Raw genomic sequence first — 12218 nt, 5'->3', positions numbered from 1 at the left:
CCAAGCTCATTATAAACATCAGTAACTTTGTCACCAATAAACTGTCTTTTGGGGTGAGTGAGAATATTTTGAATTAACACCTCAGCATTAAGTTGAGTTGGTTCAATACCCTGAAAAACTGAAGCATATCCTCCTGAATTGGCGTGTCCTTGTTTTTTAGCAATAGCCCTCGCTCCCTCCGTTGTTTGACCTCGAATTTTTCGAGAACTGACGACAACTTGTTCAATTTCCGCTTCTGTAATAAATAGCCACTCCTTCTCAAATTAACTTCAATATTAGCATATAGCTCTAGGTTTCATCAAGGGCGATCGCTCTCTAACAAAACAACTCTGATCTCAAAACTATTCCATATCAGCCACCTCAAACCATTACAAAAGTTGTTCGTCAAGGATTTCGAGTCGATGATAAAGTATTGCGTCCGATTGAGGTGATTACCTCTAAATTAGAATGAATAAAAAATTTTTTGAAAATTTGCGTAATTTTGTTATTGGGCAGCAATAGATGATTAAAGCTAAATTCACAACATTGATATTCAAGGGAAGGATAATCATGAAATTCCAGTTAAAATCGACTCTAGCAGCTTGTTTGACCGTGACTTTGCTACTAATTCAAGGATGTAATCGCAATTCAACCAATGCAATGCAAGAGGGGGAGATCCCCGGAAAAGAGATCACCACGATTAAAGTTTTACAAAATCCTCAATGGTATGTTTATACCAGTCAAAGATTAGGATCGCCGATTCCCCAAGATATTGTAACGTTAGATAATGGTGAAGAAGTTGCTAAATTTTCTGAACCTAAAACAGTCGAAAAGCTGAAAAAATTTCAAGCAGAAGGTAAAATAGAACTGAATCGAGTACAACCCATGCAAATAATTAATCAGCAGAATTTAGTTTATGTGGCTGATGTTCAAGCTCGAAGTTTAAATGAGGCTTATATTTTAACGAGCTTAATCAATAATTGGTCACATCCTCAAATTAAAGTTTTACAATCTCTCCCTGGACGTTCTCACCCTCGGAATGTGACAACAGGAGATGTTTTTGAACTGCAAGATGGATCACGTTATATTGTTGATTATGTCGGATTTGAACCGATACAAGATATTATACCCGCAGAAACAAAAACGATTCGTTAGGATATGTAACCAATAAAAAAACATTAAAGTTCCGTAATTTCACTGATTTACAAACCTTGAATTCTGAATTATTATCAATCTCAGATTCATAGATAGCAATGTTTATAGGAGTATCACCGATATTAAAAATGTCTTCTCTCCCAGATAACTGTTTATTACAACCTAGCTTAGAACAACTTCTTGCAGAAATTGTAGCCATCAATCATGCTTGGAAAGAAGCCCGATTTATGTTCGGAAATTCTGCGGGTTTAACAGTTTCTTTGCGTAATTTAAAAACGCGATCGCAAGTTCGACTTTTACGCCATTTTGCACCGGAAAAAGTCTATCTCAAAATCGATGAAGAAGCACTAGAACCTTCTTTAGAAGTTGATAACGATATTGAAACAGGAGAACCCCTTTATGGCCTAATTCTGCGAAAACCTATTAATGGTGTTACCGATGCGGCGCACCTTCCTCTGCGAGTTGCTCAGGAAGTTTTATCTGAGTCTGAGATTAAAAGATTTACCCAAAATTAAGTTAATTAAATATTAGGAGAATTAGCGATGTGGGAATGGTTTAGAAATAGTTTAAACTCTGGAGATTTTGTTAGCGATACTTTTATTCGGGTGATTTTTGGGCTAGCTGTATTAGCTTTCGTATTAGAAGCTTGTTCTATTTATCAATATTGGTTCAAGGATTGTCGAGAAACCCAAGATGGTATTGATTTCTTAAACGAAAACAATAAATCCGAAATTGATATAGGATTAATAACCCATACAAAAATAAAAAAATGGTTACAAAGACACTTTTTGATTCAAAATGGACAACTAATCAAAGATAAAAATGATCAGCTAAAATTTATTATCCTATCAGCCCCCTCTATTCTATCCCAACCTATACCGCGCGGCCCTGTTTATTTTGCACCGACTTTATTAACAGCATTAGGGGTTTTAGGAACCTTTGCGGGAATTTATTTAGGACTGCAAAACATTAATCTTGATAATATTTCAGAAGCCGATAACCTGCTGAAAGCTAGTACCCAACTCATGGAAGGAATGAAGTTAGCCTTTGTTACTTCCCTATTCGGTTTAGGAACTTCTAGCTTTTTTATGTTATTTCTTGCTGGTGGGAAATGGTTTCGGGAACAACGACGAGATGATTTGAGAAATAAACTTAGAGAGATTGCAATTTTAGAAACTCCGGTTAGAGTTCTTTCTCGTTTAGATAATCAACAATCTAATCAAACAGAATTAGTAGAAACATTAAAGAATGTTGCTGATAGTTTAAAAGGCATTAGTAACCTTAGTGCTGATCAGATTGGTCAAGCAACTGGCAAGTGTTTTAGAATAGTTGTTCAGCAAGATATAAAACCTTTATATCAAGATTTATATCAGGAGTTACAACAACTACGGACAACCCAAGAAAGTCAAGGTCAAACCATAGAAACCTTAATTAAACAACAAGGTCAAACGGTAGAAACTTTGATTCATCAAATGGAAACCCAATTAATTGAACCTGTTGTCAAGCGGTTAGATGAAAGTGCAGCCTTAACGAAAGAAGCATCATTAGCCGTGCGAGAATTAAGAGAATCTTTAGGAGGAATTTCAGCAAGTTTATCGAGTGCTATTTCTACTATTCAAGAATTCCAGAAAACTACATTAGTAGAACTTAAAGACTTTGCTGTTAATTTGCAGGAGATTTTAGGACAATTCCGCACGGATACAGAAGGGGTAATGCAGAAAGTTTCTTTTGAAATTGAACGGGCGGTTAATACCAGTATTGAAGGAATGGAAGCCCAGCGTCAAGCGTTTGAATTAAGTGCAGAAAAAGCCGCAGATACCTTTAAAGGAATTCGGATTGATTTTGAGGAAGAATTGAGAAAATTCCGTAATGAATATCAAGAGTCTCTGAACACTTTCTTTACCGAACAAAATCAACTGTTACAGGAAACTTTGGGACAACAACGGGACGGTTTAGCGCAGGTTGTAGACTCTTTAAAAACTGTTTTTATAGAAGATTCCCAACACATGAGCGAAGAAATTAAAACCAGTATGAACACCATTAAGGAAACCGTTGAAAAGGTTTCTAAATTATCAAATACACTCGGTTTAACCTCCGGTGAACGTCTCGCACAATTACAAGAATTAGCTCGAACAATTGGGGATGAAGCGAATCAAGTTTCAGGTCATTATCAAAATATGGCAACTCAATTTAATGCAGCTTTACAAGCAGGAAACCAACAGTTAGCAGGTTATCTCCAACAAGCAAATGAAGTTTATAGTAACCGCATTCAGGAGTTCGATACAGCAACGGCTACCATTTGCCAACAATTGAACTCTACTTCTCTTGAATTTATGGGGGTGGCTCAATATCTGGTTTCTGCGGCTGACGATCTTAGAAATACTAATGAGAGAAATTAATCATGAGTGATTTATCAGAATTAGAATTAGAAACAGAACTTCAGGAAGAACAAGATTCTGGAGTTTATCTCTCCATCGGGGATTTAATGTCTGGGTTGTTGATGTTTTTTGCTCTATTATTTATTACGGTAATGGTGCAACTGAAACAAGTTCAAGATCGAGTCAGTGAACTTCCTCAACAATTAATTGCCGTCTTAGAAGGATTACCACAAGGAAATATCATAAAAATTGATAAAAAAACTGGGGATGTCAGTATTCCTGATGCGATTCTTTTTGATAAAGGGAGTGCAGAATTAAAACCTGAAGGAAAAAAGTTTTTGCGAGAATTTATTCCGAAATATAGTAAGGTTATTTTTTCTAACCCTGCTTTTGAGGATACTGTAACTCGCGTGATTGTTGAAGGTCAAACCAGTTCTTTAGGAGATGATCAATATAATATGGATTTAAGCTTAAAACGCTCGTTATCTGTTTATAACTATATCTTCTCAAAAGGATTTACCTTTGAAACTAAATCTAAATTTAAAACAAAACTCATGGCAGCAGGACGAGGAGAAGTAGAAGCTAATCAAAAAATTGATGATCCACGAGATCGCCGGGTTGTCTTTCGCTTTCAACTTAAACAAATTGATTGGAATAAGTTTTTAAATTCATCAAAATCTCAATCAAAGTAAATAACTATAGCAAGTCTAAATCAGTTGTACATCTGGCTTAAAATCCAATTCATCGTAGGGGCGAGGCGCGCCTCGCCCCTACAAATCTACAAAGACTAAATCAATTTTTAGGAGTTATTACAAGGATGATTTTTTCAAGTTTAAGTTTACCAGATTTTTCTCCACTAAAACCTTCTGAACTTCTAAACTTTTCAAAGTCGCTAGGTGAACCAATAGGTGAACCAAATAGTTTATCATCTATTGATATACAGAAGAATATTAAACCCCGAGCGATAGAGGAAATATTAAAAGATATTGAAACTAATAAAATAGATAATATTAGTAATTTAGAATGGATTTATTTAGTTTACTTTAAATCTGATGGTAATTTAAAACTATGTCAGTTAATTTGGAAGATAGCCAAAGAAAAACAATGGTTAAAAAATCGTTTAATTTGGAATTTAGTTTTATATCATGGAAATGAGAGCAATAATCAAAAAAGAATTTTATCAGAATCTTTAGTTAATTCTTTTTCTGTAGATGTCTTAGATCAATCGGATTTTAAAGACTTGGTAGTGATCGAAATTATTGATAGTTTACAAAAAACTCCTACTGATTTAGCAAAATTAAGTTTAACGTATAAGAAAACCCCCAAAGATTTATTAAAAACCCATCAGTTACCCTACTGGATCAAAAAAGCTGAAGATGCGCTAACAATGGTTGCAGAAGTTTTTGTATCTTCTCGTGATCTTCAATACGAGACTTGGTTGCTCAATTGTCTTGAAGAAATGCTGTCTGAAGATCAAATTAAAGCAACGGATTATTTACTAACTAACATATCATCCGAAATAGCTGGAGATTTGCCGAACTTAGTAGAGTGGGTAAAATTAAATTTTAAACCTAAAAATTCTAATAGTAAATGGCATCAGCTTTCAGGACAAGCTAAAGAAGCATTACAAAAATGGATCGGTGCAGTTAATTATAAGGATTTTGAAAATATTGTTGATCTTTTATTAGAAAAGAATCATGAATTAAATATACCAGATTGGCAAAAAAATCAGTTGCGCGCAAGAAAAAACTTTTGGGCAAATTATAGCGATCGCTTTGAAAGAATTCGGATTTCATTACCTCAAAAATCTATTAATGCTCTCGGTCAATATCTTCCTGAGAATGTTGACCTTTTAATAGAAGATGGGAGCGATACAGAAGTTTGTATTTTTGATTTTGGGGATTGGTTTATTGTTGAGTTTTTCCGAGGGGGAGGAAGTGAAACTCGTTTATTTAACAGTTCTCAAAATCCTGACCTTGAGCAAAAACTATTTAGTTCTTCTCAAGTTTCTGTTAAATGTTTGCGTTGTCTTAAACCTTGTGAAATTCATGATCATGTTTTTTGTTGGCAAACCTACTGTGAAAAATGGTTAAAACTCAGCCATATTCTTCCCAATGAAGGGACTTTATTTTTCAAAGGGTTATCACGGGAATATGGTAGATATGGTTCAGATGGACTTCCTCTCCCATCAGACCAAAAGCAACGAGATCGCAATTACAACTTAGAAAAATGGGAAAACACGATTAGGAAAATTAAATCTGAAGCTGAAGAATATGTTAGACAGCAAGGATGGCGATGCTAAAAAAACAAAGAAACTTTCTGGGTACACGCCAAAACCCCGGTTTCTCAAAGAAACCGGGGTTTTAATCCCCACAGTTCATCTAATTTATAAGGTTAGTGACTCTACCTAGTGGGCGTAAAGCGATCGCATCCATTTCTCAACACACCCGAAAAAAGAAGAAATACAGACGATAGTTATAATTGCATAGAGATTTAGAATCCTAAGATTGTTCAATTTTATAACTTCTTAAACTCATCCCAATCCAGATCTAATTGTCGGATAATTTGCCTCAAAGTCCCCAATTTTAAATCCTTATTTCCCCAATCAGGAATCGGTACGATTGTCCCCTTATTGGGATTGTACCATTTTCGATGAGAACCACCACCTCGCCTTGGAATTTCTTGGCATCCCATTTGTTTTAATTTTTGTGCTACCTCTCTATATTTCATTTTGTACCAATGGGAATTAAACTTTCTGTCCACAGGATCATATCTTCTCCTATCGGTTTTAAAACAGCAGGTAAGGGTTGGTTTAAATCTTGATAGGCTTCAATTAAAGCTTGTAAAGCATCGGATACATTAGGAATAACGTCTTCTAAAGTATCAGCTTCAGTAATTAAATTGGGTAACAAAGGACAAGTAATTGTATAACCGCCTTCGGGTTGAGGTTCTAAGATTAAGGGGAGTTTATAAATGGCATTCATAAGTTAGTCATTATATTTACAGCATATTCCTTCAATTCCTATACTAACCTACCCTACCGAAAGGTAGAAACTAAGCGATCGCATCTATTCCTAAACACACCCGAAAACAGAAGAAATACAGACTATTTGTGAAATTTCAAGTCTTCTGACATTGAAGAGATCGTCACTTGCCGTTTTTTTACAGGTTAGTTACATTAATTTACAGAACGTTACATCAAGCCAAACAGGAGTAACAACCATGCAAAACACACAAACACAATTAACCAATAGCCCTGAACAACAACAGCGCAATCATTGGGACTGGGGATTTACCCCAGGTGCAGAGAACTGGAATGGCCGTTTGGCGATGATTGGATTTCTCAGTGCGATTATTGTTGAACTGATGTCAGGCCAAGGCTTTCTTCACTTCTGGGGTTTGATGTAATGGGATATCCCACTACATCACCCTAGAAACCAGAAGCACTTAAAACCGGATGATAGCCGGATTAAACAACGGAATTTAATTCGCAAGAAGATTTTAACATAACTTGAGAGGATTTTATACAAACTCTCAAGTTTTTAATATCGGGGAACAGAGAACAGAGAACATAAATATACAAAATTCTGCCGAAACTCAATCTTTTTTAAAGTTTGTTTCAGCAGACTAATGTATAACTGTGATGTTTAAATAAACGGGTTGATAAATTGCAGCCTGAGTTATCCTCCGTTGAGGGTAATTAAAAAAATTATTTCCCAGGATCAAATTGTTTCAACCCGAATATAAACAACAGCAACTAACGAATATATTCTTTCAAAATACTATTACGGTTGGGATGACGTAGCTTTCTGAGTGCTTTCGCTTCGATTTGACGAATGCGTTCACGGGTGACATTGAATATTTGACCAATTTCTTCTAATGTCTTCATACGGCCATCATCTAACCCATAACGCAACCGTAATACATCACGTTCACGGGGACTAAGAGTGTCTAATACATTTTCTAAATCTTCTCGTAATAGATTCTTAGAAACTTGATCTTCAGGGGTTTCGCCATCGGATTCAATAAAATCTCCTAAACGAGAATCCTCTTCTTTCCCAATGGGGGTTTCTAAGGAAATGGGAAGTTGAGCAGATTTAGCAATAAACCGCAGTTTTTCGATGGTCATTTCCATACGAGTTGCGATTTCTTCTTCAGTCGGTTTACGACCCATTTCTTGAGACAGTAACTTGGTGGTCTTTTTTATTCGAGAAATGGTTTCATAGAGGTGAACGGGTAGTCGAATCGTTCGAGATTGATCAGCAATGGCCCGTGTAATGGCTTGACGAATCCACCATGTAGCATAAGTTGAAAATTTGTAGCCTTTTTCGTGATCAAATTTCTCTGCGGCACGAATTAACCCTAAACTGCCTTCTTGAATCAAATCTTGGAAAGACAGACCTCGATTCATGTATTTTTTGGCAATGGAAACCACCAGCCGTAAGTTCGACTGTACCATCTTATCCTTTGCCCGACGACCGATATACAGACGGCGACGGAACTCTGGCAATCTCATATCAACGGCGCTCGCCCATTCCTGCTCATTGGGTTCTCGATGGTAATGTTCCATCAATTTTTCCCGAATTCGCTCTAGTTCCAATAAGTCAGCAATTTTTCGAGCCAGTTCAATTTCTTCATCCGCCCGTAATAATCGAATCCGACCTATTTCTTGCAGATAGAGGCGAATTGAATCTTCTGTGTAATGCTTTTTCTTGGCTTGAGTGCGACGTCGAGATTTAGCAGCTTTACCCGCTTTGGTCTCATCATCTTCATCCGCTATCACATCTTCTAGGATGTCTTCTTCATCAATTAAATCTTCTTCATCCGGTTCAAAATCATCCAAATCTAGGGGGGTGATGTTGCTAGGGGTTGGAAGGGGAAGAAACGATAATGTTTCTGTCTCAGGCTTTGTGGTTGCGAGTCCGTTGTTAATCTGGATCATGCCGCGTTCCTCATGCTCCTCAATTAGTAAAAATCAATCACAGAATAGAGATGTCTATCAGTAGACTATTGAACCAGTGGCATACTGTTTCAAGTTTTAACATTTGCCCACCGAGTTACTGAGTGAATGATCATAACTCACTTCAGTCCTAACATAGGAAGACAAATATTCAAAGGTGATCATTGGATTGTGCCAAGACCTTTCCGATTGTAGCCTTTCTGACAAAAATTGTACGATTTGTCACAAAGGAGATTTGATCACCTGAATTCACCGAGGGGAGATTAATCAAGTTAGGGGTTAAGTACAAAGACCCCTTTTACATCCTTATGTTTGACTGATCACATTGGGGTGATCATTTTTGTTTAGGGGATCTCAGAAGGGATATCGATATCCTGATTCACTAAAATCTTAGCGAAATCTTTTCACGTTGGGTTGTAATCCCACAAATAAATATTGAAGGGAGTGTAAATGAAGGCAAGTCACCTTAATACACCCTGGTAGAATTTGTAGTTTCAGTTGAGGCATAGATGAAGTTGTAATTCACTCAAAATTGATTGCTGAAGTTTCCCCGCAGTGATTCTAAAAGAAACGGTAAGCTTTTGCTTCTTGGAAGCATCACTGTTTGTGTAACAAAAGGTATCCAATTGAAAGGGGGTTTGGGTTGTTTGCCAGGAGTTTCAGTCGGGAGTTAATCACCTTTTAGGGTTGTTCTTTATTGTAAGTTAACTTAAATCCCTGTATTTGGTGCGAGATCAAAGGTTAAATCACGTTAAGTTTTTGACGTCGCCGAGTTGAGCTATTCTTCAAAAGAAGTCTGCTTCAAGGACGGTCGGGGATAGAAGGTTGGATAAAAACCCGTTTTCTTCCCCTCATCCATTACCCTGTAAGGTTTTAATCCTTTAATGCTTACTCGATTTACTTTTGGCTTCTAAGGTTTCGAGACGACTGCGAAGGTCTTGATTTTCTTTTTTAATTTTGTCAAGTTCTTCCCGTAGCTTTTTCAAGGCGGGTTCGGAACCGATTTTTCCCTGTACGTTTTGAATGGCTTCTTCGGCGCGACGGCGAACTCGCCCGTCTAGGGTTTGGTCGGCTAAAGATTCCAATACATCCATCGCTTTTGGCGTTTCCATTTGTTCTAAACAAGCGACAACGGCGACTTGAGTGAGGAAAAAGGTTTCATTGGATAATTCTTCTAAGCGTTGTAAAATTCGCTCGGTGTTGGTTGGGGTTTGACCCGTGGAAATACTGCCTAAAGCCCGAATGGTAGTTAACCTCAAAGCTTGGGGAATACCGGGGGCGGTATATTTTAAAATTACGTTTAAGGCATCTTCTGAGGTTTTCATTTTACTCAGTCCTGAAATAGCCCCAGAACGCACGACTTCATTCCATCCTTCTCGTTCTTTGAGAACGGATTTTAAGAGTTTAATCGTTTGTTCAATTAGATGTTTATCTTCACAGTGAGTGGCTGCAATTTCTCCTAATGCTGTTGCGGTTGCAGCTTCCACTAAATAACTCGCATCTCCTTTTTCTAAAAGGGGTTTTAACACTTGATAACTTTCGGTGGTTTTCAGTTTCGCTAAACTATTGATCACGGCTCGTCTGACGCGGGCATCGTTATCGGTTAAACCTGCTACTAATCCCTCAAAGACTTGATCTAATTTGACTCGAACTAATTGTTTAGCTACTTCAAAACGCACTCCCCAAAACTTATCATTTTTTAAGGCGTTTGACAAGGCTTTAACGGCTTCTAATCCTCCTTTTTTAGCTAAGGCTTTGGCTGCATAAATTCGAGAAATAGGGTCAAGATCATATTGCAATTGTGCCTTTAATTCAGCGATCGCATAATCTAATGTTACGGTCTTTAGAATATTATTATCAACATCAAAGCTAATAAAAGCTGGCTTTTCTTCTAAAGGGAAATAGAAGGTTTGTTCCCGTTCATGGACTCTAACCGTAAAGGTTTTAAGGGGAACAGGAGTTTCAGGAGATTTTTTATCGGGTTTATATCCAAAGCCAATGGGAATTTTTAAATCAAATAAGTTTTGCTCACTGAGTTTATCGCTGTCTTTAGCTTGAGTTTGTTTAATTGTAATTTTGGCTAATTTACTATTATTATCCCAACTGTAGGAAACTTTATAATCAGGATGTCCGCCTCGAAATACATATTGATCAAATAGGGGGAGTAAATTAGATCCGGTTGATTTTTCCAATGCTCGTAATAAATCAATAGTTTCGACAGTTTTATGAGCATTATCTTGAACAAAGGTTTGAATTGCTTTTTGAAACAGTTCATCCCCTAATTCTGTTCTGATCAAATGATAAACACAAGCGCCTTTTTCATATAAATGGCGGTCATAAAGTTCTATTGCTTCTCGATAAATATGGGTAACAATGGGACGACGATAACGGGAACTATCCTCAGAAAAATAGTTTCTGGCTTGGTTTAAACGGTAATATGCTGCCTCTTCTTTGCCATATTCTTGTTCTGTCCATAACACTTCAGTATAGGTCGCCATTCCTTCTTTTATCCAGGCGTGTGACCAATGTTTAATTACGACTAAATCTCCGAACCATTGATGGGCTAATTCATGGGCGACTAAACTTTCTGTGTTACGATTATCTAAGGTAGCTCGTTCGTCTAATAAACAGCGATCGGTTAATAATGTTGTTGAGGTATTTTCCATCCCGCCAAAAATAAAGTCATCCACACAAACTTGAGCATATTTCGGATAGGGATAGGAATAGCCAAAATATTGAGAGAAAAACTCAATCATTTGCGGGGTTTTTCCCATACTCCGAAGAGCATCTTCTTTGCGGTTTTTCTCAACATAATATAAAACCGGAATTCCATTCCATTCGTCTTTGATTTCTGCAAACTCTCCCACTGCTAAGGTCATTAAATAAGTGGGATGAATTTGTTTTTGTGACCAATGGTAAATTTTGGTTTTGCCTTTGGTTTCGCTATGAATTAATTCGCCATTGGAAATCGCTAAATATTGTTTCGGAACTTGTACCCTTATTTCTGAAGTGGCGAGTTGTCCGGGGTAGTCAAAACAAGGAAACCAGAAGCGAGAATCTTCATCTTCTCCTTGCGTCCAAACTTGAATCGGTTTGTTAGGATAATCTTTATTAGGACTAATAAAATAGAGTCCCCGTTGAGGATGGGTGACGGAATAACTAATCACCAATTTAATTAACTGATTAACCGTTGTGGGTTGATGTAAATGAATCTGTAACTGTTCTCCATCATAATCAAACTCTTGCTGATTTTGCTCAATTTTTACGTCTTGTATTTCTAAGTTAACGGCATCTAATATTAAAGTTTCAATTCCACTTTTAACAGGATTCAAATGTAGGGTACAAGTTCCCTGAAAACTTTGATTAGGAATATCGAGAACTAAGTCCAAAAAAATATGTTCCACTTGACCGGGACGGTCAGGGTTATAATGGGGGCGAGCCCCGGGTAACTCAAAGGACTTGTGGGTATCCGTTTCCGTATCAAAGTAAAAATTCAGCATCGAGTACAATCAAACTCAAGAATAAAGGATAGCAAAACGCGCTATGCGTATCGCTTCATTATATAGCGAGTCTCAATCCCTTGTCTAAATTAGTGTTTTTGGGGTAGAGACGCGCTAACAGAGACGCGCTAACAGAGACGCGCTAACAGAGACGCGCTAACAGAGACGCGCTAACAGAGACGCGCTAACAGAGACGCGCTAACAGAGACGCGCTAACAGAGACGCGCTAACAGAGACGCGCTAACA

Annotated in this window: 10 protein-coding genes; 6 read left to right on the top strand and 4 right to left on the bottom strand. The window is 37.3% G+C overall.

Features of this window, described 5'->3' with window-relative positions; all coding sequences use genetic code 11:
• Positions 1–549: 549 nt before the first annotated feature.
• The 5 genes from IQ236_RS14610 (at position 550) to IQ236_RS14590 (ending at position 5814) form a co-directional block, all read left to right on the top strand.
• The gene (locus tag IQ236_RS14610) at positions 550–1134 is read left to right on the top strand and encodes a hypothetical protein (RefSeq protein ID WP_193869916.1); all 585 of its coding nucleotides are present in this window, start codon (positions 550–552) and stop codon (positions 1132–1134) included.
• Positions 1135–1262: 128 nt separating this feature from the next.
• Entirely contained in the window at positions 1263–1649 is a 387-nt protein-coding gene (locus IQ236_RS14605; RefSeq protein ID WP_193869915.1) for a hypothetical protein, read from the top strand.
• A gap of 27 nt (positions 1650–1676) precedes the next feature.
• Positions 1677–3533, top strand: a complete 1857-nt coding sequence (locus tag IQ236_RS14600; protein ID WP_193869914.1) for a MotA/TolQ/ExbB proton channel family protein — start codon at positions 1677–1679, stop codon at positions 3531–3533.
• A 2-nt stretch (positions 3534–3535) separates the two neighbouring features.
• A complete protein-coding gene (locus IQ236_RS14595) occupies positions 3536–4204 on the top strand; it encodes an OmpA family protein (RefSeq protein ID WP_193869913.1) in 669 nt (222 codons plus the stop codon).
• A gap of 125 nt (positions 4205–4329) precedes the next feature.
• Positions 4330–5814: an EH signature domain-containing protein gene (locus IQ236_RS14590; protein ID WP_193869912.1), complete on the top strand. Its 1485-nt coding sequence runs from the start codon at positions 4330–4332 to the stop codon at positions 5812–5814.
• Between the two features lie 215 nt (positions 5815–6029).
• Here IQ236_RS14590 and IQ236_RS14585 read toward each other — a convergent pair whose 3' ends face one another.
• Entirely contained in the window at positions 6030–6242 is a 213-nt protein-coding gene (locus IQ236_RS14585; RefSeq protein WP_193869911.1) for a type II toxin-antitoxin system HicA family toxin, read from the bottom strand.
• Entirely contained in the window at positions 6239–6496 is a 258-nt protein-coding gene (locus IQ236_RS14580; RefSeq protein ID WP_193869910.1) for a type II toxin-antitoxin system HicB family antitoxin, read from the bottom strand. The genes IQ236_RS14585 and IQ236_RS14580 overlap by 4 nt, the downstream gene beginning before the upstream one ends.
• A 238-nt stretch (positions 6497–6734) precedes the next feature.
• Between IQ236_RS14580 and IQ236_RS14575 the strand changes: the two genes are divergently transcribed.
• The gene (locus IQ236_RS14575; RefSeq protein WP_190517613.1) at positions 6735–6920 is read left to right on the top strand and encodes a hypothetical protein; all 186 of its coding nucleotides are present in this window, start codon (positions 6735–6737) and stop codon (positions 6918–6920) included.
• Between the two features lie 349 nt (positions 6921–7269).
• Here IQ236_RS14575 and rpoD read toward each other — a convergent pair whose 3' ends face one another.
• Positions 7270–8454 carry an RNA polymerase sigma factor RpoD gene (gene rpoD / locus IQ236_RS14570; RefSeq protein WP_072717087.1) on the bottom strand — a complete coding sequence of 395 codons (1185 nt, stop codon included), beginning with the start codon at positions 8452–8454 and terminating at the stop codon, positions 7270–7272.
• An 899-nt stretch (positions 8455–9353) separates the two neighbouring features.
• Positions 9354–11972, bottom strand: a complete 2619-nt coding sequence (locus IQ236_RS14565) for a M1 family metallopeptidase (RefSeq protein ID WP_193869909.1) — start codon at positions 11970–11972, stop codon at positions 9354–9356.
• Positions 11973–12218: the final 246 nt, after the last annotated feature.

Source organism: Planktothrix mougeotii LEGE 06226, from assembly GCF_015207485.1.
Taxonomy (GTDB): Bacteria; Cyanobacteriota; Cyanobacteriia; order Cyanobacteriales; family Microcoleaceae; genus Planktothrix.
This window is presented reverse-complemented; position numbering and strand designations above follow the sequence as displayed.